This is a genomic window from Haloferula chungangensis, from assembly GCF_042664875.1.
Lineage (GTDB): Bacteria > Verrucomicrobiota > Verrucomicrobiia > Verrucomicrobiales > Akkermansiaceae > Haloferula > Haloferula chungangensis.
In genome coordinates, this window is sequence record NZ_JBHTBS010000001.1 from 536,323 (window position 1) to 559,004 (window position 22,682).

Here is a 22,682-nt window from a genome sequence, read left to right on the forward strand (position 1 = left end):
GGTGTGTTTTGTTTCTCGGTGTTTTTGTTTTTCCTCGGAGAGGTTGATTGCGGTTGGTGGATCAAGGGACGGAAACCGCTACGTCATCAAGGTACCAGCCGGGGGCATTCATGATCCCATCCGATACGAATCGAAACTCGATCTTCACCGGTTGGCCCAGGACATTGGCGGGAAGGGCTTTTGAGTATGAGGTCCAATCGGAAGTCGTTTCGTTACCCAAAACTTCCACGACAGCGAGGACATCGTCGTTCGAGTCAAGGATATTCAGCGTGGCGGTGTCGAAGGGGGCTCCATCGGGGTTCGGATCTCCCTCGAGATAGTAGGAGAAGGACAGCGTGGCGCCACGTGCCGAGCTCAGATCAATTAGCGTCGACCTCAGACTGACGTCGGCATTCGAACCATAGTCGCCAGAGATATTTGTGCCGAAGCAGTTAGATCCACTATTTGCTGACGAAGGTCCAACCTCTGTAGGAGTTCCCAGTTGCCAGTCGGTCCCGGAGTTTCCAATGGAGGATGTCGACCAGTTCGACGAACCGCTCTCGAGATCATCTGAGAAGACGGTGACTGGAGGCGCATCGAATTCCTCGATGACAAAGAAGCGGGTCGGGTTGGCCGGCTGTGCGACCCTAAGCGTGTTGGTCGGTGATGTCGCAACGATGTCTCCATGGCCATCATAGATCGGCCACTCGCTAGTCGGGTCGCTGAGCGTGGTTGCGCTGCGGAGATTGTAGAGTTTGCCGTCTTCGCTGTCCCAACGGAACACGAGGTCCGTTCCGTCGCTCTCAATCTTCAGTGTCGGAGTATCGACAATCTCCTGCGTGGTGATCGTGAAGTTGTCGAAGCGAACATGATCGCCATCGGCTTCATCGTCGGTCCCGGCAGCGAGATAGAGCCCGAAGGCGGTCACCGCGCCGGAAAGGTTTCCGGCAGGAGCCGAACCGAGCGAAATGGGGGCGGTCGCTCCGACGGTGGCGTTGTCGATGGTCAGCCAGTTTGAGGCGTTTGAGAACGAGGCAGGTTCGAAGGAGAGGGGAGTCATTCCTGCGGCTCCAGAATCGATCTGACCGTCGTTGAGAGCAGGGTTGCTGGCATACCAGACGCCGCCGACCTGGATGGCGACCCGAAATTCGTCGTCGGTGTTGTCAGCACTCGCTTCCCATGCGATGGAATGAAGGGTTTCAATGCTGATCGGACCGGGTTCGGAAGTGGTGATGAGCGCGGGAGCATTGGCGACATCGGCATCCTGTTTGGGGGCAAAGAACGCGTAGTCGCCCGAACTGACACCCGCGGCTGAACCGACGCCCGTTTGGGCGTAGCTGACAATCGTATCAAACTCTGTGAGTAGAGAAGTCCAACCGAAGGCCTCAAAGTTGGTGTCGCCTCCTTCATTGGTGAATTCCTCCACATAAATTGGCGCGGGTGGTGGGGGAGGGCCGGCGTTGTTGTCGTTGACGATATAGCTTCCGAAGCGGGAGTGATCGCCTCCTCCGCCCGGTTCCGAGTAAACTCCAACAGCTTGAAGATTGCCGCTCAAGGTGCCTCCAATCGGGCTTGCGGCAACGGTGATGCCACCGGTTCCAGCTTCTCCGACAGCAAGGGTCGCAAGTCTCCAGTTGGAGCCGTCTGCGAAATCGATGCCATCGAGGGTGACGGGATTGTAGTCTCCCGTAGGACCGACATTCGCCGTGCTTTCAAAGCTGAAGTCCGAAGCATACCACTGGTTGTCGACTTCAATCAAAATGCGGGCGAGCGCCGGATCTTCCGGCGTGCCATCCATTCGTTCTCCCACTTCGATGGAGGCAATGGTTGAGATGTCGTGGGGACTCTCCAGGCTGGTGAACATCACGGCCGGACCATTGACGACATCGAAATCGCTGGTGCCACCCGGGGCAAAGAAGATGTAGTCGCCAGCGTGCGCCCACCCTGGCGAGACGGCCGGCTCATTGCTCCAATCGACGACCGAGCTGTCATTTTTCGTGAAATAGGCAAACCAACCGATATCGGCAAAAGCGGAGTTGCTCGCGGAGTTAAAGTCTTCGTTCAGGATTTCCGCGCCGTGAATTGAAGCGGCCATGCTGATTCCTGTCAGAAACGTGAGGGTCCGGGCGATTCCCGGTGGTGTCGTTTTTATCATGATGTCTATTGGGTTTGCATTTGGTTGTATCGCCTCTCCGGGGCTCTAAGGAGCGGAGAGGTTTAGGAATGAAGAGGCGCTGTTTTTGGGGACTCTCACGACGATGCGAGAGACGCCGGTGCCAATCGGGCTCACCGAAATGACTTCGTAGTCGGCCCCTTGATTGAGGGGCGACCAAGAAACCAGATTGGCGGACTGATGGATCAGGTAATCGAGATCGAGAAGGAAGCCGTTGCGGATATTCCAGCTGAGCTCGATCTGATTCGGAGAAGTAGGATCAACCGGTTGGACCGCGAGAGAGAGGGATGAATCGGGGACGCGTGGATCACCTCCGCTGAGAAACTCAAAGATCGCGGGAATGCCGTCCTTGTCCTCGTCTTCATCAGGTCGGGTGACGCCAAAAGATTTTTCCCAGTGATCGAAGATGCCGTTCGCATCGAGGTCCTCTGTGAGGTCGGGGGATGTCTCATCAATGAGCTCAATCACCAGCGTGCGAGTCAGAACGCCTTCATTGGGACCGAAGTTGTCGCTTACCTCAATTTGAAGAACGTGATGCGGATTGCGTTCGAAATCCAGCCAGCCGTTGAGAGTGAGCCGACCGGTGAGTGGGTCGAGTGTGAAGAGCCCGGCATCATTTCCCGAGACCATGGAGTAGCGAAGTTGGCTTTGATCCGAGATGCCGTTGCGAACATCGGGGTCCTCGGCGTTCGCCTGGGCGATGATCTCACCGACGGCCGCATTTTCGGATACGCGGGCTCCGTTGGGGCTTCCTTCGGCCGGGGTGGGGGCGAGGTTGGCATGATTATCGATCCATTCCGCGAGAAGAGCGATACCCACTGTGTCGAATCGGTTGGTTCCGATGGGGGGCATCTGAGAGTAGCCGTTGAACGAACCGTTGATCGCCGCACGGGCGTTGATCTTGTTCCAGATCGACGAGTTGGGTTTGTCGCCGGGGCGGATGATGTGGTCACTTTCGTCAGGAGTGCCTTCGCTCATCGGCTGGCCGTAGAGGAGTCCCGTATCATGGATTGTTAGATGAGCTCGGGCATCGAAGGATGGCGGCGCGCTACCGCCTTCCATGTGGCAGTATCCGCAGTTGACGGCGAGATAGGATCGGACGCGGGTTTCGAGATCAACGTCCGACTCTTCAGGCCGATGGTGTCGCGGGAGTCCGTCGGCACGGCCCGAGAAATTTCTCAGATAGCCACCCGCAGAGAGTAGCTCCAGAAGGTTGCCGGATTGACCGTGGATCATCTGTTCCAGATTGAATTGGCGGCTGTTCATGCTCAGCGCATGTCCTGCGTCGGGAGTGTGGCAGGTCGTGCATTCCGCCCTGGAAGGGATGTTCCAGATGAAGTTCTGGCTGCTGCCGGTCTCATCGATGAAATCGATCGGAATGCGGTCTCCGGTGTTGTCGACGAGATCAGCCTCTGAGCCATCCATTCGCCAGCGATAGGACACGCCGTAGGACCCATGGTCATTTCGAACCAGCACCCGGGTCTCCAGACGTTTCACATGAGTGCCGGGATTCTGCTGGTCGAGGTCGAAATCGAAGTGCTTCACCCAGATCATCCCCTCGGGAAAGTCCCAATTCCCGTCTTGGGAATAGCCGATGGTGTCGCTGGTGTTCTTGATGACAAACCAGCGGCTCTTGTCGGCTCCATCTGACCAGAATGTGAGATTCGGAGTGTAGGGGATGACTCCGGTGTTCGGACTTAGGTCTGTTAGGTCCGCGAAAAGACCTGTGGCCGAAAGGGTTTCCGGATAGCTGGACGGCCCCCCGGTTTGTTTGGTCATGCGCATGACGCGGGCCGATGGTCCATGCTCGAGCACGAAGATGTCACCGCTCGCCCGGTCCAGTTCGAAATCCACGATCGAAGTGCCACCCAACTGAAGGGAACTGAGCTCGGAAACTTCTCCGCTCCGTGTGAGGCTCCAGATCCGCCCGGATCCATAGTCGCCGAACACGTAGGTGTCCGTCAACTCGCTGAGGGCGGTCTCCCGATAGAAAATCCCGCCGATCACCGAGTTTCCCGTACTACTACCTGTCTCGTAGGTGAATAGAGCGGTTTGGTGAGGAGTCGAACCAGCTGGGATGCTGGCATGAGTGGTGGCGCCAGGGAGTTCACCTTCAAAGTAGGACCATCCTCCATTGTCACCCTTGGTGAAGCGGTTGACCTCCTCGCGGTCGTTGTAACCAATATCACCAATCCACGCTTCGACCTCTCCGTCCGGAGTTCCATCTTCGGTATCGAGATGGAACTTGAAGGGGTTCCGTAAACCGAGGGCCCAGATTTCGGTTCGAACGGAGGAAAGACGGCTTGAGTAGTCGGTGCCATTCATGTCGCCATCCCAGTTGCCGCCGAGCGTGGTGTGAATGAATGGGTTGTCAGCCGGGACCCTGAAATTCGGGTTCTGCGTGGCGGCGTTGCTGAAGATCGGAAACTTGCCACCACTCAGAGGACCCGCCGGAATGGTATAGTGGGGGTTCGGTTTGGGATGGGTCGAAGCTGGATCGACGTCAATGCGAAGAATTGAACTGTAGTAGTCCTTGGTGATGGTTTGACCATTGCGATGGGGGTCGGGTTGACCACCTTCGTCACCGAAGCTCAGATAGAGGTAACCGTCAGGTCCGAACTTGCAGTCGTTGATGCTGTGGATCTGATTCTGCTCCGCCATGTTGATGAACGGGAACTCGGTATGCAGAACGGCGTTGTTTTCAGCAGTGGACATTCCGTTCGCCACAACATCCGCAATGTGGGCCGCGCTGAGGGTGAAGCGTGAGACACGAAGCTCATTGAGAATCGTCGTGTTCGGGTTCCCGTTGCGGTCGAGATTCGGGATGTGGGCGACCGGCGGCAGGCGGGATTGGTCGCCCTGGTAGTTGAGGATGATATTTCCGCTTGTCGCGAAGTCCGGATAGCAGGTGATCGAAAGGATTCGCCGTCCGTTCGATGAGGGGTTGGAGAGCGCGTCGGTGATCTCCAGAACCTTGTGCTTCGTGGGTGAAGGCGAGGTGGTGTCAGGAACGTACCAGACGGCACCGTTGATCGATGCCACGAGAAGTGCTTCGGGTGCCCCGGGGACCGAGCTCATGGCGACCGCCTGGGGAAAGGTGAGATCCGGCAGTCCGACTTCCATGGCCAACTCGCCCGAGCCTGCTTGAGGGGGATTCAGAGGGATGTTGACGGTTTGGTTCTCGAGACGAAGGGCCCCGTTGACCGTCACCTTTACCTCGGCCTCGGAGGTCATCGAGGCGGCCGCGTCGCCGATGCGGTAGCGGAAGGAGTCGCTCCCGGCGAGGGCACCCTCATGCTTGTAGATCAGGTGTCCGCTGGAGGGATCCCACTCAACAGTCCCCTGCGACGGTGCGGAAACGAGCAGCAGCGTGGAAGTGTCAACCGGGCCGGTATCGTTGTCGGTGGGATCGAAGGAGAGGGCACCTCCGATGCTGACCTCAAGCGCATCCTCGACTGCGCGCACCACCGGTCGTGTCGATACTTCAAAGTTATCGATCCGGAAGTGGTCGCCGTTGTTGCCGGGCTCCGCGTAGACACCGACGCCGGTAACCGCGCCATCGAGGGTTCCTCCAATCGTCGACTGATCCAAACGGAGGATTCCCTCTCCTGGGCCACCTAACGCGACGTCCAATCTCTGCCAATTTCGGCCATCACTGAAGCTGATCCCGCTGAGCGAGACTTCAGTGGACGCACCACCGGGACCATTGTTCGTCGTGCTGGAAAAGCTGAACGTCGAGGCATACCATTGTTCACCGATTCGGACAGCAAAACGTCCAAGCGCCGGATCGCCTGCAGATCCATCCATGGTCTCATCCAGCGAAAGTGATAGAAGGTCGCCGATATGGAATGGTTCGGGTTCGGTGGTGAAAAGTAGTCCGGGGCCATCGGCATCATTGAAGTCAGCATTCCGACCAGGAGCGAAGAACGCATAGTTGCCACTGGCGATAAAGGCGGGCTCGGAGCCGGCATCGCTCCAGTCGACAACCGAAGAATCATCTGCGCTTAGATAAGCGGACCAACCGAAATTCTCGAAAGGCGTGTTTCCCGAAGCGGTGAATTCCTGCAAATAGCGCATCGCGGATGCCGCAGGTGATGCCGCCAGAACGACGCTGGTGATGAGCGCGATACGCCGACCACCTTGTCCAGGCCGGGGGAATGGATGTAAAAGTCTCCTCAAAGTCGATTGGGATTAGGGGGGGGCAAGAGTGCCCCAACCGGATGCCAATCTATCGGAAAGAATCGTTTCTTGTAATGTCACGTATTTTCGTGACACGAGGGTTTTCGAGCTGAGTAAACTGTGGTCCTGTTAGAAACCTGCTGAGGGTGCGTCAGGGTCTTTACCTCACCTCAAATTCGCCGCTTCCTCGCATGTTCTCCTCGAGAATCCAGCGCGAGCCCTGGCGGCGAGCGGGAACCTCAACACCGTCAAGGAAGACCGCGCGTGAGGCATCGGCCGCAGGCAGGCTAACAGCTGCTTCAAGTCCATGGGGTAATTCGATGGACAATTTGAACGAGACTCCATTTTCCCACTCGATGAGAATGGGGCCTCGAGGGGTTGGCACCTTTCCCTTGGCGAAAGCCAGGTCTCCTGGGTGTGGTTTGACGGAGGCGAGTTCCCAGCCGGGTTTCATCGGTTCGGCTCCGAGGACATAGCGAGGGAGAAGGTTGGCGGGTGCGGCGCCCCAGGCATGGTTCCAGTCCTGATTGGGCTTGTATTTCATGTCCCAGGCCTCCCAGGTGATCGTGGTGCCGCTCTCGACCATGTGCTTCCAACTGCGGTCGTTGTCAGCCGTCATGAGCTGCAGGGCGGCGATGGACTGTCCGTTTTCAAATAGGGCTTCCATGAGATATTGCGCGGCATAGACCGAGCATCGCATGCCCCGCTCAGCCATCCATCTCGAGATGCTTGCTCCTCTGCCCTCTGGCTCCAGATTAAAGGCGACGGGAAAGAGGTTGGCGTGAAGGGCGGTATGATCGGTGCCGATGCCATCACGGTACAAGTCTTTCTGCGTGTCGAAGAAGGTTCTCTGGAATGCTTCGTGGCTGGCCGCGAAATCGGCAGCAAACTGCTTGGCTTCGTCTTTCCATCCAAGTTCACTTGCCATGATGCCCATCAGCTTGATCGCTTCGAGATGGAAGGCGTTGACCACGGTGTTGCGTGGAGTGAAGACGTAGTTGTCTCGTTCTTTTTGTGGCCAATCGACGATGTCGGTCCGCTTCATGTCGGCTTTCTTGCTTTCGATCAGCCCGTCATCAGTTCTGCGGTCGATGAGGGTCTTGGCTTTCAGCGCCTGATAGCGGCCAGCCATCCACCCGAGATCACCGGTATGCATGTAGTCGGCGTAAACCATGAAGACCATGTGCGGTGCCCACTCGGTCGGCCAAGTGCCGTTCAGGAGAAGGTGGTCGATGGTGTCGCGTGCGATTTCGATATCGTTGTCAGTGTAATAGTGGCTGAGCTGATTGAGGTAGGCATCCGCCTCGTAGGGGATTCGCTCGCGATCACCGTCGACATAAATGCCGGCGAAGGTGGTGGCTTTGATCGAATACTTACAGAGCTCCCAGATGCGATTGAGCGTTTCGTCCGAGCATTCAAACGAAGCCGCATCGTCATCCCATGCGGCAAGGAAAGACGATCGGCGGACGATCTGTTCAGGCTTCAGCTCGCCGCTCCAGCCTTCGATTTCGACCCAGCGAAAAGGATAAAGTCGCCCCCATTCCTTGGGGGTGAGAATGGCGGGAGGGTGGATGCGCCCATTTGAATGGGTAAGCTGGTCGTTGCGTCCATCAGCTGGAGGTTCGGCAATAACAGTGCTTTTGCCCGTGGGATCGATTGTGGTCAGGTTGTAGCGGACCGTGCCGGGTGGTTTGCGATCGATGCGTCCGTTCTTGAGGGACTCGCCGAAGTGAACGGTGATTTCCTGGTCCGCGTTTTCGGGAAGCTTGAGTTGGAGGTTTGCGAAAGCCACCCGTCCGAAGTCGATAAGGATCGTCTCGGCATCTGCGCGCGTGATTTCGAGCGGCGCCTGTTCGACGAGCTTGATTGGGGCCGCCTGGGTTCCGAGGGCGACAAGGCAGAGTAGGATACCTGTTAGTCTGCCGGATGGTGAGGAGAGGGAAAGCGAGGGATGCCAGCTGTTGTTGCTCATTGATGGAGGCGTTGAGAGGGAGGGTTCTCGAGAAGACCCTAAAAAAAGAGTCCGCTGAGCAGCCGCTCAGCGGACTCCTGGATCCGAAGATAACCCATTAACTCCGGAAAGTTTATTGAGATCTGATGTAAGGGGTTCGTGTCCGACATGGCCGAGCGACGCTGCAAGCAGTGCCTGGAACCTGCCCGAGAGCCTAAGGATCAGCCGGCATCTGTCATGTCCCGTATTCGTGTGACACAGCCCGATCCCGGATCCTTCGGTTCCGCAGGTCTGATGGACCTGCCTGCTCCTGAGCGAATCTCACCAAGAGGTATCCGGGTGATTCCGACAGCCGATCAGAGGATCGTGGTCGGATGGGAAGTCATCTCCTGAACGGAGGATTCATAGGGCATTTGCTTGGGGTCCAAGCCTGCGGATCTGGCCGCCTCTAAAGCTGGGACCTGGATTTGCTGGTGATGGATGGGCAGTGGTTCCAGGGAGTGCGGAGGAATCCGAATCTTGTTGAAAGATCAATCGCCAGAGCCTTTGTATTGAGAGCGCTGGCAGGGTGTCCGCTTCTGAATGGGGGCGGCACCTTTCAGGCTAAAATTTTTCTCAACCCCCTCCACTCATCATGCACTCATCCCGCCGAACTTTCATCAAGTCAGCGACGGCCCTTGCTGGAACCGCCCTCGCTCCGAATCTCCTACTGGGCCAGGAGAATTCGGTCGCAATGCTCAATGTTGCGGCCGTCGGATGCGGCGGCAAGGGCCTCAGCGATATCTCCGAGATTGCCCCGGGGAACCGTATCGCATTCCTTTGCGACATCGACGCGAATCGGATCAAGGAAGCCAGCGCACGTTTCCCGGATGCCCAGATATTTTCCGACTACCGAGAGATGTTTGAAAAGGTCGGAGATCAGATCGACGTCGTCACGGTCTCCACGCCCGACCACATGCATTTTCCGATTGCCTGCGAAGCGATTGGCCGGGGTAAGCCTGTGATGGTGCAGAAGCCGATGTGCAACACCTTGTGGGAGACACGCGCCTTGGCCAATTATGCCAAAGATAAGGGCGTGCTGACCGTGATGGGAAATCAAGGGGCGACCCTGCAAGGCACGCGTCTGCTGCGCGAGTGGATCGAGGCGGGGCTCATCGGTGAGGTCAAGGAGGTCCACTACTGGACGAATCGGCCGATCTGGCCGCAAGGGCCGGGACTTGAGTTTCCGGCCGAGCCTGTGCCTCCGACGATCAACTGGGACGTCTGGCAGGGAACCTGTGCCACCGAGCGACCCTACAATCCTAACATTCACCCCTTCAAATGGCGTGGTTTCTGGGACTATGGGTGCGGGGCTCTTGGCGACATCGGCTGCCACAGCATGAACTCGGCATTTTGGGCGCTGGATCTGCAGGGTGATTTCGTGGTCGAGGCCAGCAAGGTCTCGGAATTCGACGAGAATATGGCCCCGAAGCACGCTACAATTGTCTATGATTTCCCTGCAAAAGGAAATCGCGGGCCTGTGAAGGTCGTTTGGCAGGATGGCATTGGGAATCCGAACACTGATAAGAACTTTGTCAGACCTCCGGGAATCCCGGACGACCTCGAGCTCAACAAGGAATTCGGTCAGGTATTCGTCGGAACCAAGGGGATCATCTTTTTCAACGACGCCTACTGCAGCAGTGCCCCGATCCTGTTTCCCGAGTCTCTGATGCAGGAGGCGCGAAAGATCAAGAAAGTCTATCCGCGGGTGAAGGGTGGTCCGACTCAGGAGCTTTGCCGAGCGATTCGCGGAGATGGTCCGAAACCGGTATCGAATTTTGAAGACCATGCCGGACCGCTTACGGAAATGGTGCTTGTCGGAAATCTTGCTGTCAGGTCTGGCAAGAAAATCGATTGGGACAGTGAGGCCTTGGAAGCGCGGGGATTGCCGGAACTGAAAAGATTTTTGAAGCGGGAATACCGTGCCGGGTGGGAACCCAAGCTTGCCTGAACTGTTATCTGGAAGGCCTCTCGCCTCAAACCCATTTGAATTCGTGAAAATTCGTGCTCTCACCTGCGTTGTTGCAGCGCTCAACCTCTCGTCGCTCATCTCCCTCGCTGCCGAACATCCGGATACCGGGAGCTGGAACTTGCTCTTTAGTCCCGACCTCTCAAATGCCGTGGAGGCCGGCAAGTGGAAGATGAAGGACGGAGTGCTGGTTGCCGGCGGGCATGAGACCATATGGACCAAGCAGTCTTATGGTGACTTCATTCTCGATCTGGAGTTCAAGGTTGAAAAATCTTCCAATAGCGGGGTTTTCCTTCGCTCCAGCGATATTCACAACGTCCTGAAAGCCTTGGAGATTCAAGTGCACGAATCATCTGATAAAAGTCCCTTCGGAATGGTCGGGGCCATCTATGACGCTTGTCCGCCGAGCAAGCAGGTCGCCAAGCCTATCGGGAAGTGGAACCGATTCACCATCACCTGCAAGGGGCCACACATCGGACTGATCTTCAATGGCGAGGAGGTCCTGGACGCGAACCTCGATGAGTGGCGCGAAGCGCACAAGAATCCCGATGGCACGGCCAACAAGTTTTCGGTGGCGCTCAGGAACTATGCAAGAAAGGGACCCATCGGATTGCAGGGTCTCCACGGCAAGGAGAAGGCCCCGGTCTACTACCGGAACCTAAGAATCAAGCCACTGGATTAGGTGGGCTTGGACCACTGCCAAAGGTCGGCCTCCCTGGTCGATCTTATGAAAGCTTCGGTTCAATGGATGAGTCGGGAGTGGCGATGGAGTTGGCTTTTGGGCGATCGAAATATTCACCGTGACGGCGCATGGAGAGGGATCAAACTCCGGTAGAGGTTCAGGTATTCCGCGATCATTTTTCGCGGGGAGAATGCTTGGTCGGCCTCATTCATGATTCGGCAGCGATTGGCAAACCTGATCTCTTCAGGAAGTTGGTGGAACTCCATGGCACGATCGATGGCCCACCGCAATCCGCCTGAGTCGTGAACTTCAAAAAGGAAGCCATTGCCCTTCTGATTCGTTGCGTCCAAGGATTGGATGGTATCCCTGAGACCGCCGGTGCGGTGAGCAATTGGCAAACTCCCATAGCGAAGACCGATCATTTGAGCCAATCCACATGGCTCAAAGGATGATGGCATAAGAAGGAAATCGGAAGCCGCGTACCCGAGACAGGAGATCGGCTCATGAAAGCTTCGGATGCCAACTCGTCGATGAAGTCCGCCGATCTTAATGATATTTTCGAAGTGTCTCGCGAATGGCCCGTCTGCCACGAAGACCACTTGAAGTCCTGAGTCCCAATAGTCCGAAACCACTTGCTGGAGGATTTCGGCCAGTAGCTGACAACCCTTCTGCATCGGATCGAGCCTAGAGGGCCAGAAGAGCAGGGGAGCCTCGGGGTTCTGATCGAGGCCTAGAATGCGTTGCAACTCGACCTTGTTCTCGCCCTTCCCGGCGATATGGGAGGAAGCATGATATTGGCGATAGATGAAGCGGTCTTTGCGGGGGGAGCAGCGATCGGGGAGCGAATTCAGGATTCCCGCGGCATGGCCCGCCCCGATCTTTCCCTTGACCGCATCGGCGACCTGCCACGGCGTGTTATGTCCGCCGTCGGCCAGTTCACTCAGGAAGCTGGGACTCACCGTGTTGATTCGATCAGCGGCGAGTATTCCCGAGCCCAGCATACTCAAGGAGTTATGATTTCGGGTTTCCTCGTATGAGTGAGGGTAGTGGCCATAGTAAAGATGGCTCCAGAAAGTTGCGGAATCGATTCCCCGGTCTTCAATCTCCGCCAAGGTTGTGGTCTCATCGTGAAGATTGTGCATGGTGAAGATCGACGAAATGCCCATGCTGCGTGCCGCAGCGGGGATGAGCCCGGTCATCCAATCGTGGCAGTGAACGATATCCGGGCGGATCTTTGGAATCACATACATGATCACGTCCCGTTGGAAGGCCAGCGACGCGCGTAGATTCGAATGCTGGCAGCCGTCGTAGACGGACTTCCTGTAAAAAAACTCCCGGTCCTTGCAGAGATGGAGCCGCCTGGAGTGACCTTTCGGACCTGGCTCGAAAAGGGAGCGGAAATGCGGGAGTGCCAGATGGACGTCTGCACCAGCGTCAGAAAGGGAGTCGAGAAGCAGGGCGCTGACATCCGCGAGACCGCCCGCTTTGACGCACGGGGCATGCTTCCCATTCGTTGCCAGGAAACTGCTCTCGCTGATTTCCGGTGTGACGAGGAGCACTTTGAGGCGCTTCCTTTTTGAGCCAGGTTTCTGAGATGGCAAACTGCCCACGCTGGCAATCATTCCCGGCCTATCCTTGGTGCGCTTGGCGGGAATCTTGATTTGTTGGTTATCAATCAGGGTTTTCACATCCGGTGGATCGTTGGGCATTACGCAACTTTTCGGGTTTTGGAGGATGGAACTTCATCGCAGTTGCTGTTCCAATTCGAGCCGTGCGCGGCTTCGTCTGAAAATAGCGGGTTTTTGGGCATCAAGGCGATCTGCCCCCAATTTCGTCCTGTCCGGAATCGTGAATTTTGCCCCGACGGGGGTGCAGGAATGCACTCATTGTGCATCGCGGGACGCCTTCTAATCGACGAAGTCGCAGCCAGAGACGCTCACCTATCAGCCGAGGAAAAAAGCATCATGGCTTCGCGGCTGCGATACTCTTCAATTTGCTGTGACTGGTCTTCTGCGCTTCGCACGAGACTTTGGAAATCCATGCTTTTCCATTCAGGTCGGAGCATGGCTAGCAAGGTGAGAGTTTTCCATAGTAGGCATTTTCCGTGAATCCCGACAGCGAGCAGTTCGATCATCTCGAAGCGCCCCAGCTCCCCGATATTCATCCCGTGGATCTCCATCCGCCATATCCCAGCCCGAGTGCTCGCGGAACCCACAGCCTGGCGAACGACCCCCGCAGAAAAGCCCAATTCCTGAATGATCTGCATCAAGGTATCCCGGTCGCGACTGATCGTCCGCTTGAGATCTTCAAAGAAACTCCGTTCCATAGCTTCGGTAGCCGTTTCGGCCAGGTGAGTGACCAAACTGAGCCCGCCCGCCGCACCCGCCAAATGATCATTCAGGTAGATTTCAAGATCTTCTTTCATCCTTGGAAAAGAGATTGAGCACCGTCCACATAGATCTCAGTGCCGGTCACGTGACTGGCCGCATCGGATAGAAGGTAGAGGATGGCATCGGCCACCTGCTCTGATGATCCCGCCCTGCCGTCATTCAGCGGCACCTGACCCTCCGGAAACTCAACGGGTAGATGCAGCTCGCCAATGTCACGAAGCTCGGTGGAATCGTCAATCTGGGTGCGGATCGCGCCCGGACAAACGGCATTTACCCGGATCCCGTGCTCGGCGAATTCCAAAGCGGTCATCCGCGAGAAGGCAACTTGTGCGGCTTTCGAGCAGGCATACGCGGTGGCGCCCGAATTACTGAACATGCGGTTTCCGTTCACCGAAGAAACGATGACCACCGCGCCGCGGGATTTCTTAAGGAAGGGTAGCGCGAGCTTAACAGTCAGGAAGGTTCCCGTCAGATTAATGCCGAGGGTTTTCTCCCATTCGGCGACCTTGATCTCACTCAGCGGTGCCCACACTCCGTTGATGCCCGCGTTCGCAACGACATGATCCAGACGCCCCCAGGATTCCTCGATCTGACGGAAAGCGGACTGCATCTCATCGTTCTTCGAAATGTCAGCGGAGAGAATAAGGTGGCCGGCCTTCTCACCACCCATTTGTGAGGCGACTTCTTCCAACTCCTCGGGTGATCGGCTTAGCAGTGCGACCTTTGCCCCCGCTTTCGCCAGCGAAATCGCCGTGCTCCTCCCAATCCCGGAACCCGCTCCGGTGACGAGCGCACGAAATCCATTCATATCAAATTTGCTTCGTTTCATCAGTCGATTCGAGCTTCCTAAGCTTCGTTAAAGTTTGTCGTCCTCGATCTCAACTTATCCGGTCTGCCGGAAATGAATCGAAGGAGGACGACGGTGGGTGAAATGGGCGGGTTTGGGGATCAGTTCTGAGGCTTTGGTGCTGATTTCAGCAATGACTTCGCGATGGTCGTCAGCTTCTTATCAGCGGCTCCCTCCTGTTCGATCGTTTCGTCCAGAAGCTTGACCACCTCACTTAACTTCAGGGTCTCAGCGAGTTTCCGGGCGGATCCGTATCCTGAGATCTCGTAGTGCTCCACCTTTTGAGCGGCGGTGATCAATGCGAGATCGAGGATCGTGGCATCGCCTTCTTCCTCGATGGTTTCCTCGCCTTCCTCGATTAAACCTTTCATCGCCTTGCAGCTCTGTCCACCAGGTCTGCATCCGAGGATCTCGGCGGCCTGACTCAGTCGTTCCACGTGATCTCTGGTTTCTTCAAGGTGGGACTCGAACGCTTCCTTCAACTCCGGAGCGTTTGCAGCCTTTGCCATTTTAGGGAGGGCTTTGACGAGCTGCGTTTCCGCGCTGTAAAGGTCCTTGATGTCGTGCTCAAGAAGCTTCTTCAGATCTGTTAGTTTCAACATGGTTTTGGGGTTTGAGGTGTATTGAACCGGCGTGTGCTTCGCATGAAGGATGCCAGCTGATGTTTGCCCGGAATTGCGGGGTTTTCGAAGGAGGCGAAGCTTCAGGTGATGCAAAAAGCATGGTGTCGGGTGCGATTTATCACAGCCCACACCCGATCCCGACACGGAGCATGCCGCTGGTATGGATCCTGGCACGAAGGCCACCGCGGAAGTTCAACTTGAGGAATTCTTCCGCTCCCGAGTCGATCACCCGGTCCATCCAGTGGCAGGGTTTGCATTCCTGGGTACCCTCGAATTCGATGCCTTGAAATAGGAACCTCCGCCCTTTCAATGACTTCAGGTCGGCCCCTGACACGACGAGATTGCGTCGGAAAACCGAAGAGGGGAGCTTGGGGAGTTTGAACTTTTCCCGAATCGCTTCAACCACCTCCTGATCGAAAAAGGTGACTTGTCCTTTGAAATCCGGGCGATAGCCGAAGTAGCGGTCTCCCCGTAGGCCCATGCCTGCGACACATTCCACTTCCTCACATTCGATGATCCCATTTTGAAGCCGACCTTCACCCTGGCGACCCCAGTAGTCGTGTCCTGTGGAGATGTAGATGTGATGGAGTCGTGGCTGGATGGATGGCAGCATGATGAACGGGAACCTCTGGCATGGATCCAACAATTATCAATCGGGAACCCGAACATCGCTTTTTGTTCATCCTGCCATTGACCTTGGCCGCGTGTGCTACGAGATAGGTAGTAATGAAAGAAATCGGAAGTTTGGCAGTGATCGGAAGTGGACCTTCAGCTCTCTATTTTTTGTATCATCTCTCCCAAAGTGCGGAGGACTTCCGTCACTCGCTCGATTCGATCACGGTTTTCGAAAAAACCTCTCTGGCGGGGTATGGGATGCCATACCATCCCGAGACCACCGATCGCTACAACCGCGCCAACATTTCCTCCGAGGAACTCCCAGAGCTGCCGGAGACCTTCGTGGCGTGGTTAAGAAAGCGGAATCACGCGGAGTTGGAGACCTGGGGCATTGTTGAAGAGGAGATTAGCGAATCCGAGGTCTATTGCAGGCTGGCGCTGGGAAAATATTTCAGCGAGCAGTTCCAGAGGATTGTCGAGCTCTTTCGAAATACGGGAATTCCCGTCGATGTGCGGACTTCATGCTCTGTCGACGATATCGAGGAAGAGGAGGAGAACCGTCGAACGAGGCTCCGGACATGCACGGACGGAGCCGAACTCTACGATACGGTCGTAATTGCGACGGGACACTCGTGGAAGGGTGAAGACAGGGCCGAAGAGGGATTCTTCAGTTCGCCATGGCCGATCTTCAAGCTCCTGCCTGCACCGGGGGAGTTTCTCAACCATCCGGTGGGTACGTTGGGCGCGTCACTCAGTGCCTTCGATGTCATCTCCTCGCTTTCCCATCGCCATGGTGAATTTCTCTCAACGGATCGAGGCCTGATCTTCAAGGCTTACGAAGGTGCCGAAGGATTTGAGCTGGTGATGCATGCCGCAGAAGGATGGCTTCCCCACCTCCAATGGGATCAGGAGGAACCCCTTCGGGAAATCTACCGGCATGTTTCCCGGGACGCGATGCTATCCCTCCGGGAACAGGACGGCTCTCTGCGCATTGCGACTTACTTCGATCGCGTTTGTCGGCCGGCGCTCATTGATGCCTTCGAAAAGGACGAAATGGATGAGCTTGTTAGGCTCCTCCGTGATGAGGCGTTCGGATTCGAGGATTTTGTCGATGAAATGACCGAACGGCATGATTACGTCGATTCGTTTGAGGGCATGCGCAAGGAGTTGGAAGAGGCGAGGGATTCGGTCGAGAATCACCGACCCATCCATTGGAAGGAGACGCTGGACGACCTGATGTACTGCCTGAACTACCATGCTGAACTCCTCCCGGCGGAGGACCACGTGTTTCTTAAAGGATCGGTGATGCCGTTTCTCATGAATGTCATCGCGGCGATGCCGCTTCAATCGGCTACGATGCTGTTGGGACTTCATGATGCCGGAAAGATCAGGCTGGTGACCGGCAAGGTGAAGATCGAGGGTGAGGGAAGGGAGCCTGGAACCACCCGCGTGAGTGTCGAGAGCGATCGCGGTCAAGAGGAGATCGAATACCGCATGTTTGTCGACTGCAGTGGCCAGAAGCCCATGGATTTGGATGCCTTTCCGTTTCAATCTCTGGCAAAGCAGGGTGCCGTAAGGGAAGCCAGGGCCGACTTCCTGAATCCCGTGAAGGCGAAGGAGATCGATGACGAGAAGCTTCTGCTGGAGGATGGTGTTAGGCGACTGCGGATTGGGGGGATCGATGTCGATGCCGCCTTCCACATCATTGGACAGGATGGCACTGCAAACCCTCGGATTTTCGATCTGTCCTTCCCTCACACATCCGGAGTCCGGCCTTATTCCTACGGACTGCAGGCATGCAATGCGACCGCGGAAATCGTCGTGAGAACCTGGAGGGATGACATCGGCGCTGGACAATCGGAAGAGGCGTCGTTGAGGGAGGTTAGCAGGACCTACGATGGCGACCGTACTTAGGGCTCTTGATATCCCCCGGGCACAAAGTTCAGGGAAGCCTTGTCTGGGACATGGCTGAAGAACATGCCGAAACTTCGCGTTGAGCGAGCTGGCAGGAAATCGACCTTTACTTCATGGCGCTCAAGTTGGGACGACCCCACGATTTGAAGTTCCGTAACTGTTTGTCCGCCACTGTTGGAGACATTCGCGAGGACGAGGGCACCCTCGTCCTGCGGAACGATGCGCTCCACTTCAAAAGCGATCTCAGGGACCCCGTCATCCACGAAGAACGCTTTGTAGACAAGGAATGCCACGCACAGGCAGAGCAGGACCAGTCCGATGGCGGCCACCGTCCATTCGGCAGCCGGGATGGTTTCCTCAGCAGAGGCTTCCGGAGCTTCGTTCTTCATGGGGATATTAGAGTAAAAGTCGCGCAGAGGCGGCACCGAGGGCGGAGGGGAATCCAAGAACAATCGTCTGGGTGATCACGACGGCGGCGTCATTGCCGTCATTCCGACCGAAGCACCACAGACAGGAGTAGCTGACGAAAAGTGCGATGGCATACCCGGCGATGGTAAACCTGCTGAACACGGCCCACCAAGAATGCGACGGCGGGTGGCTCTCCTGTCCGCGGAAATCGAGTTTGTAGACGAAGGCGTGCATGATGCCAATGGTCAGCAATATCAGGATGAGGGAGTGCCAGGCGGACATCTCGTGCGCAATCACCACCATTTCTTCCGTAGGTGCCATGTTGAAGGAGAGGAACAACGCTCCCGCCAGCATGAGAAAAAGTTCGCCCCAGTAGCTGGTTTTGCGCTCGTCTCTCTTTTGTTCATCGTTTCCGCCAAGCTGACTCGAGGCCAGAACGGCACCCATTCCTGCGGGGATTGCCTGCAAGGTAATCTTCCCGATCACCTCCATCGCTGACATCTCGAAAGTAATGATGGCAAAAAGGGCAAGGATGCCCGCTGAGGTCACGAGGCCCACCGCATAGGCGACAAAGGCATCCACGGCGATACCGACAAACGACAACCGTTCTTCAAATCCGGAATAGTAGGCTAGCCCGGCGAGTAGGGGAATCGAAGCGAGAAGCATCAGGAGGAGCCGTAGCGGATCCATATAGAATCCCAGCCACCACATCTCCATCGTCATGAGCATTGGGACGCTGAAGAGGATGGAACCACCTGCGGCTCTTCCCAGCGCGATTCGAAACTGTCGGGGTGCATCTCGATCCATGGACGGCAATGAACAAGGGGATCCTATCGCAGAGAGAATGCCAGCTACGATGATTGGCATGTGATCGGCTAAAAGAATGAACTGAAACTCAATCAAATCCCATGAAAGCGAAATCGAAGAAACAACAGAAGGCAGCCGGAGCCGCGCTCTCCGCAAAGCGTGGAGAGACAAACAAATCCGAACTTAAAGGGGCCTCCAAGAAAATGGCCGACTCAATGAGTGAGGAGGAACTCGAAGACATGGCCTCCACAAAGCGGAAAAATCTCCCGAAATCCAAAGAGTGAAAGGTCGGAAACTGTCGCAATTCGCCCCTTGCACAACAAGGTTCCGTGAATTTCGCAATGGGGAGGAGGCCCGCGCCTCCGCTCATTGGTTCAAGCGTGTTAGAATATTTTCACAGTTATGAGTGACCCGGATCGGAAGAAACCAAGATCAGAGAAACTTGCCGAGAAGCGCACAAAGAAGGCGAAGGAGCGGAGCGACCTGGCAGAAGAAAGAACTTCATTCGCTGAAGACCGCACGCTCCTCGCCAACGAGCGAACATTTGCCGGATGGGCCAAGGCATCATTTGCCGCGATCGCTCTGGGACTGGGATTCCAAGCGCTTTTTCGGAGAGCCGAACCGGTTTGGGTCCCCAAGTGTGTCGCCACCTTGTTCATCCTATTGGGGATTGCCTTGATCTGGCTGGCCGAACGCAGGGCCGTCGGACTCCTGAATGAAAGAAACGGCAACCACGTCAATCTGACGTCACCCAGAACCTTCCTTCTCCTTGCCATCTCAGTCACTGTAGGCGGACTGGTGTTGATCGCTTCGATCTGGTTTTTGATATGATCCTTATGAAGGGGAAGGGCGGATTTGAGGAAATCCTCGTTTCATCGGAGAGCGGCGACTCAATCAACCGCGCTTTGCGGCTTTCTCGATCATCGTGGCATTGATCGACTGCGCCTTGGGATTCTTCCAATCATCGGGAACTACGACGGGTTCGTGCATGGAGAATCCTTGAGGAGGAACGTCGGGCAGATCAGCCCAGTCGACGGGCATGGAGACCTTGGCTCCGCGCCGCGCGCGAACACACCATGGCGCGATGCAGGTTGACCCTTTGCCGTTCCGCATCCAGTCGATGAAGATTTTGCCCTTCCGCTTGGCCTTGGTCGAGACGATCACGAAGCGCCCCGGATTCATGGCTGCGACATTCCGGGAGACGTCTTTCGCAAATTTTTTCATCACATCCCAGTCGTGGACCCGACGGATCCGCAGCATCAGGTGGAGGCCTTTGCCGCCTGAAGTTTTGACCATGGGGGAAAGTCCGAGCCCATTCAGGTAGTCCCGTAACAGGAAGGCGGCACCAAGAACTTCCTTCCAGGAAACTGCGGGGTCCGGATCGAGATCCCAGGTGAGGAACTCGGCGAGATCCGGCTTCTCAATCGTGCTCCCCCAGGGGTGAAACTCCATTGCTCCATACTGAGCCAGAGACACTAGTCCTCTAGTATTCGCGATGGAGAACACGGTATTACCGTCCGGCAGCTTTTGCTGATCGACACCCTTTGGCAGGTGATTGGAGAAGCTTTTCTGAAAGAATTGATCCCCATTCAGTCCTTCGGGAGCGCGGAGAATTGCCAGGGGGCGATGGGCGATGAAGGGCATCATCAAATCCCCGACCTGTTCGTAGTAACGGGCCACACCGATCTTCGTGATCGCCATGTCCGGAAAGACCATACGGTCGGGGTGGGTGATGGTGATGCCGGACACTTCGGAGCCCATACGCGGTGCGGCCGCTTCCAGGTGAATTGATTCTGCCGGTTTGTCTTCCCGCATTCCCATGAAGCTTCCTTGGCGGATGGATCCATCCCGCGTGATTTCTGCAAACTCAATCTCGGCGACCAGCTCGGGGCGCAGCCAGGTGACCTCCTTTTCATCGACGGCGAACAGCGGCTTCGAAATGATCAGGGGCTTGAAGCGTTTCATCATCTCTTGGATCTTCTGATCGCTGAAGCCGGTGCCGACTTTTCCCCGGGGCACCAACTTTCCATTTTCATGGGACCCCAGCACCAGCGCTCCAAATCCTGATCGTGATCCCTTGGGCGGTGTGTAGCCGCAGATCACAAATTCCTGTCGGGCTCGACATTTCGACTTCACCCAGTCCCTTCGGCTGCCTGGAGAGTAGCGAGAGCTCAGCTTCTTACTGATGATCCCCTCAAGCCCGCGATCAGCGGCCTGCTTGAAGAGCGCTTTGCCGGCACCTCCTGGCCAGACATGTGATCGCCTTACGTAGGAGCCATCTTTGGGAATGAGGATTTCCAGACGTCGAATCCGCTCTGATAGGGGCAGCTCGCGAAGATTGCTACCCGCCTGGTGGAGCAAGTCGAAAGCGACAAAGACCACCTCTTCCGGCGTGCCCTTCAGCGCCTCCTGAAGACCCCCGAAGCTGGTGGCTCCATGCTCGTCGAAGACCACGGCTTCACCGTCGAGAACAAAGTCATCCTGAGAGACTTTCGAGAGGTGATCGGACAGTCTTCCGAACTTATCTGTCCAATCGTGACTGTTGCGCGTGAGAAGACGCACCCGACCTTCGTGTTTGACCGCGATCAGGCGGTAGCCATCGAACTTGAGCTCATGACACCAATCCTGACCGGTGGGAACGGATGAAACGACTCTGGCGAGCTGGGGCTCGACGAATGAAGCGGTTTCGCGAGCTACCGTCTCGGGAGCGACTCCCTTCCGATCCTCGGCAAGCCGCCGGAGTAACCAGTTGGGCTCCTCGCCCATGCGGGCAAGGAGGTAGGTGCCATCAAGTCTCTTTCCTCTGAGACGAAACTTCAGCTTTCCTTTCTCAAAGCGCTTCTCCCAGTCGCTTTCCACAGGATGCCACTCGCCGGCGTCCCAGATGGTCACGGTGCCGGCACCATAGTTGCCTTTGGGGATTTCCCCTTCGAAGGTGCCGTAGTCCAAAGGGTGATCCTCGACGTGGATCGCGAGACGCTTTTCCGAACGTTCTTCCGGGATCGTCTTCGGAACGGCCCAACTCACCAGAACGCCGCCCATCTCCAGCCGTAGATCGTAGTGATGGGATCTTGCGTGGTGCTCCTGAACGACATAACTGTTGCCCGACCCCGATGCTGAAGCACCGCTCGGCTCGGAGGTCTTTCCAAAGTTCCGTTTGCTCCGATAGCTGCTAAGCCGAGCGCTTGGACTTGGATTTTCCTGACTTTTTCGCGGCATTCTTCCTGGTGGTTTTCTTGGTCGACTTCTTGGTCGACTTCTTCTTTGCCGATTTCGCTGCGGACTTCGCTGCAGATTTCGTCTTGCCCGCCTTCTTGACGCTTTCCTCAAGGTAGGCGGCCAGATTGACCACGTTTTCACCAGCTCCCTTGTCCTCATCCTCCTCGGGGTCCTTGACGTCGGAAACGGAATCACCTTTGGAGATTTTCTTTTCAATGAAGGCCATCAACGACTCCCGGTATTCATCGTGAATGTCATCGGGATTCCAGTCCTCCGTCATGTCGTCGATGAGTCGAAGGGCAAGATCCATCTCCTTCTTCGCGGCATGCCATTGCTTGTCGTCTGATGCGGGGAGTTCAAGCGTGGAGATCGCCTTCACTTCCTGGGGAAAGCGCAGAAGCATCAATACCAGAACATCATCCCGGACGAACATCGCGCTCAAATATTCGCGGGTCCGGATGACGACTCGCGAGATGCCCGCCTTTCCGGATTTCCTCAAAGCCTCCCGCAGGAGGGCATAGGCCTTTCGACCCCGCTTCTCCGGTTCGAGATAGTAGGGCTTGTCAAATAAGATGGGATCGATTTCGGAAAGCTCGACGAACTCGCTGATCTCGATGGTCTTTGTCAGTTCTGGTTGAACGGATTCCAATTCCTCAGGCGAAAGGAGGATGAACTTCCCATCTTCGTGCTCGTAGCCTTTGACCATCCTGTCCCATGGCACTTCCTCGCCTGTATCCGCATTCACCCTTTCGTAGCGAATGCGGGCGTGGTTCGAGCTGTCCACCATGTGCAACTGCACATCCGGACGGCTTTCAGCGCTTGTCAGCGCCACCGGAATGTTGACCAGGCCGAATGCGATCGAACCTTTCCAAATTGCGCGAGCCATG

Annotated in this window: 18 protein-coding genes; 6 read left to right on the forward strand and 12 right to left on the reverse strand. The window is 56.2% G+C overall.

Annotated features, from left to right (window positions below; all coding sequences use genetic code 11):
• Positions 1 to 61 precede the first annotated feature (61 nt).
• From ACFQY0_RS02145 to ACFQY0_RS02155, 3 genes are all read right to left on the reverse strand, one after another.
• Positions 62 to 2,134, reverse strand: coding sequence for a hypothetical protein (locus ACFQY0_RS02145; protein WP_379708600.1), 2,073 nt, complete (start codon positions 2,132 to 2,134; stop codon positions 62 to 64).
• Positions 2,135 to 2,179: 45 nt separating this feature from the next.
• Positions 2,180 to 6,229, reverse strand: coding sequence for a cadherin domain-containing protein (locus ACFQY0_RS02150; protein WP_379708602.1), 4,050 nt, complete (start codon positions 6,227 to 6,229; stop codon positions 2,180 to 2,182).
• A 262-nt stretch (positions 6,230 to 6,491) separates the two neighbouring features.
• A complete protein-coding gene (locus tag ACFQY0_RS02155) occupies positions 6,492 to 8,303 on the reverse strand; it encodes a family 78 glycoside hydrolase catalytic domain (RefSeq protein ID WP_379708604.1) in 1,812 nt (603 codons plus the stop codon).
• A 216-nt stretch (positions 8,304 to 8,519) separates the two neighbouring features.
• Between ACFQY0_RS02155 and ACFQY0_RS02160 the strand changes: the two genes are divergently transcribed.
• The 3 genes from ACFQY0_RS02160 (at position 8,520) to ACFQY0_RS02170 (ending at position 10,972) form a co-directional block, all read left to right on the forward strand.
• A complete protein-coding gene (locus ACFQY0_RS02160; protein WP_379708606.1) occupies positions 8,520 to 8,675 on the forward strand; it encodes a hypothetical protein in 156 nt (51 codons plus the stop codon).
• Between the two features lie 241 nt (positions 8,676 to 8,916).
• A complete protein-coding gene (locus ACFQY0_RS02165; RefSeq protein ID WP_379708608.1) occupies positions 8,917 to 10,272 on the forward strand; it encodes a Gfo/Idh/MocA family protein in 1,356 nt (451 codons plus the stop codon).
• A gap of 43 nt (positions 10,273 to 10,315) precedes the next feature.
• Positions 10,316 to 10,972 carry a 3-keto-disaccharide hydrolase gene (locus ACFQY0_RS02170; protein WP_379708610.1) on the forward strand — a complete coding sequence of 219 codons (657 nt, stop codon included), beginning with the start codon at positions 10,316 to 10,318 and terminating at the stop codon, positions 10,970 to 10,972.
• A 113-nt stretch (positions 10,973 to 11,085) separates the two neighbouring features.
• Here ACFQY0_RS02170 and ACFQY0_RS02175 read toward each other — a convergent pair whose 3' ends face one another.
• From ACFQY0_RS02175 to ACFQY0_RS02195, 5 genes are all read right to left on the reverse strand, one after another.
• The gene (locus ACFQY0_RS02175) at positions 11,086 to 12,681 is read right to left on the reverse strand and encodes a glycogen synthase (RefSeq protein WP_379708612.1); all 1,596 of its coding nucleotides are present in this window, start codon (positions 12,679 to 12,681) and stop codon (positions 11,086 to 11,088) included.
• A gap of 227 nt (positions 12,682 to 12,908) precedes the next feature.
• Positions 12,909 to 13,397: a hypothetical protein gene (locus ACFQY0_RS02180; protein ID WP_379708615.1), complete on the reverse strand. Its 489-nt coding sequence runs from the start codon at positions 13,395 to 13,397 to the stop codon at positions 12,909 to 12,911.
• Positions 13,394 to 14,191: an SDR family oxidoreductase gene (locus ACFQY0_RS02185; RefSeq protein WP_379708617.1), complete on the reverse strand. Its 798-nt coding sequence runs from the start codon at positions 14,189 to 14,191 to the stop codon at positions 13,394 to 13,396. Before ACFQY0_RS02185 ends, ACFQY0_RS02180 begins: the two co-directional genes overlap by 4 nt.
• A gap of 119 nt (positions 14,192 to 14,310) precedes the next feature.
• On the reverse strand, positions 14,311 to 14,811 hold the full coding sequence (locus ACFQY0_RS02190) for a ferritin-like domain-containing protein (RefSeq protein WP_379708619.1): 501 nt from the start codon (positions 14,809 to 14,811) through the stop codon (positions 14,311 to 14,313).
• 139 nt (positions 14,812 to 14,950) lie between these two features.
• Positions 14,951 to 15,445: an MOSC domain-containing protein gene (locus ACFQY0_RS02195; protein ID WP_379708621.1), complete on the reverse strand. Its 495-nt coding sequence runs from the start codon at positions 15,443 to 15,445 to the stop codon at positions 14,951 to 14,953.
• Between the two features lie 113 nt (positions 15,446 to 15,558).
• Between ACFQY0_RS02195 and ACFQY0_RS02200 the strand changes: the two genes are divergently transcribed.
• Positions 15,559 to 17,361, forward strand: a complete 1,803-nt coding sequence (locus ACFQY0_RS02200; protein ID WP_379708623.1) for an FAD/NAD(P)-binding protein — start codon at positions 15,559 to 15,561, stop codon at positions 17,359 to 17,361.
• On the opposite strand, the gene ACFQY0_RS02205 is transcribed toward ACFQY0_RS02200, so the two are convergent.
• Together ACFQY0_RS02205 and ACFQY0_RS02210 are read right to left on the reverse strand one after the other, a co-directional pair.
• On the reverse strand, positions 17,358 to 17,750 hold the full coding sequence (locus tag ACFQY0_RS02205) for a hypothetical protein (RefSeq protein ID WP_379708625.1): 393 nt from the start codon (positions 17,748 to 17,750) through the stop codon (positions 17,358 to 17,360). The genes ACFQY0_RS02200 and ACFQY0_RS02205 overlap by 4 nt on opposite strands.
• A 7-nt stretch (positions 17,751 to 17,757) precedes the next feature.
• Positions 17,758 to 18,576, reverse strand: coding sequence for a TIGR02587 family membrane protein (locus ACFQY0_RS02210; protein ID WP_379708627.1), 819 nt, complete (start codon positions 18,574 to 18,576; stop codon positions 17,758 to 17,760).
• A gap of 101 nt (positions 18,577 to 18,677) precedes the next feature.
• Here ACFQY0_RS02210 and ACFQY0_RS02215 point away from each other — a divergent pair, with 101 nt between their 5' ends.
• Together ACFQY0_RS02215 and ACFQY0_RS02220 are read left to right on the forward strand one after the other, a co-directional pair.
• Positions 18,678 to 18,860 carry a DUF3008 family protein gene (locus ACFQY0_RS02215; protein ID WP_379708629.1) on the forward strand — a complete coding sequence of 61 codons (183 nt, stop codon included), beginning with the start codon at positions 18,678 to 18,680 and terminating at the stop codon, positions 18,858 to 18,860.
• 118 nt (positions 18,861 to 18,978) lie between these two features.
• Positions 18,979 to 19,407, forward strand: a complete 429-nt coding sequence (locus ACFQY0_RS02220; protein ID WP_379708632.1) for a YidH family protein — start codon at positions 18,979 to 18,981, stop codon at positions 19,405 to 19,407.
• Between the two features lie 63 nt (positions 19,408 to 19,470).
• On the opposite strand, the gene ligD is transcribed toward ACFQY0_RS02220, so the two are convergent.
• Together ligD and ku are read right to left on the reverse strand one after the other, a co-directional pair.
• Complete coding sequence (gene ligD / locus ACFQY0_RS02225; RefSeq protein ID WP_379708634.1) at positions 19,471 to 21,795, reverse strand: DNA ligase D; 2,325 nt, start codon at positions 21,793 to 21,795, stop codon at positions 19,471 to 19,473.
• On the reverse strand, positions 21,749 to 22,681 hold the full coding sequence (ku, locus tag ACFQY0_RS02230; RefSeq protein WP_379708637.1) for a non-homologous end joining protein Ku: 933 nt from the start codon (positions 22,679 to 22,681) through the stop codon (positions 21,749 to 21,751). The genes ligD and ku overlap by 47 nt, the downstream gene beginning before the upstream one ends.
• Position 22,682: the final 1 nt, after the last annotated feature.

What these genes read in the sequence shown, in the direction of transcription:
- ACFQY0_RS02190 (WP_379708619.1), bottom strand. Translation starts at nt 14,811, where the DNA reads ATGTTGAAACTAACAGATCTGAAGAAGCTTCTTGAGCACGACATCAAG.
- ACFQY0_RS02145 (WP_379708600.1), bottom strand. Translation starts at nt 2,134, where the DNA reads ATGATAAAAACGACACCACCGGGAATCGCCCGGACCCTCACGTTTCTG.
- ACFQY0_RS02160 (WP_379708606.1), top strand. Translation starts at nt 8,520, where the DNA reads ATGTCCCGTATTCGTGTGACACAGCCCGATCCCGGATCCTTCGGTTCC.
- ACFQY0_RS02210 (WP_379708627.1), bottom strand. Translation starts at nt 18,576, where the DNA reads ATGGATCGAGATGCACCCCGACAGTTTCGAATCGCGCTGGGAAGAGCC.
- ACFQY0_RS02175 (WP_379708612.1), bottom strand. Translation starts at nt 12,681, where the DNA reads ATGCCCAACGATCCACCGGATGTGAAAACCCTGATTGATAACCAACAA.
- ligD (WP_379708634.1), bottom strand. Translation starts at nt 21,795, where the DNA reads ATGCCGCGAAAAAGTCAGGAAAATCCAAGTCCAAGCGCTCGGCTTAGC.
- ACFQY0_RS02180 (WP_379708615.1), bottom strand. Translation starts at nt 13,397, where the DNA reads ATGAAAGAAGATCTTGAAATCTACCTGAATGATCATTTGGCGGGTGCG.
- ACFQY0_RS02195 (WP_379708621.1), bottom strand. Translation starts at nt 15,445, where the DNA reads ATGCTGCCATCCATCCAGCCACGACTCCATCACATCTACATCTCCACA.
- ACFQY0_RS02205 (WP_379708625.1), bottom strand. Translation starts at nt 17,750, where the DNA reads ATGAAGAACGAAGCTCCGGAAGCCTCTGCTGAGGAAACCATCCCGGCT.
- ACFQY0_RS02165 (WP_379708608.1), top strand. Translation starts at nt 8,917, where the DNA reads ATGCACTCATCCCGCCGAACTTTCATCAAGTCAGCGACGGCCCTTGCT.
- ACFQY0_RS02200 (WP_379708623.1), top strand. Translation starts at nt 15,559, where the DNA reads ATGAAAGAAATCGGAAGTTTGGCAGTGATCGGAAGTGGACCTTCAGCT.
- ku (WP_379708637.1), bottom strand. Translation starts at nt 22,681, where the DNA reads ATGGCTCGCGCAATTTGGAAAGGTTCGATCGCATTCGGCCTGGTCAAC.
- ACFQY0_RS02220 (WP_379708632.1), top strand. Translation starts at nt 18,979, where the DNA reads ATGAGTGACCCGGATCGGAAGAAACCAAGATCAGAGAAACTTGCCGAG.
- ACFQY0_RS02150 (WP_379708602.1), bottom strand. Translation starts at nt 6,229, where the DNA reads ATGCGCTATTTGCAGGAATTCACCGCTTCGGGAAACACGCCTTTCGAG.
- ACFQY0_RS02155 (WP_379708604.1), bottom strand. Translation starts at nt 8,303, where the DNA reads ATGAGCAACAACAGCTGGCATCCCTCGCTTTCCCTCTCCTCACCATCC.
- ACFQY0_RS02215 (WP_379708629.1), top strand. Translation starts at nt 18,678, where the DNA reads ATGAAAGCGAAATCGAAGAAACAACAGAAGGCAGCCGGAGCCGCGCTC.
- ACFQY0_RS02185 (WP_379708617.1), bottom strand. Translation starts at nt 14,191, where the DNA reads ATGAAACGAAGCAAATTTGATATGAATGGATTTCGTGCGCTCGTCACC.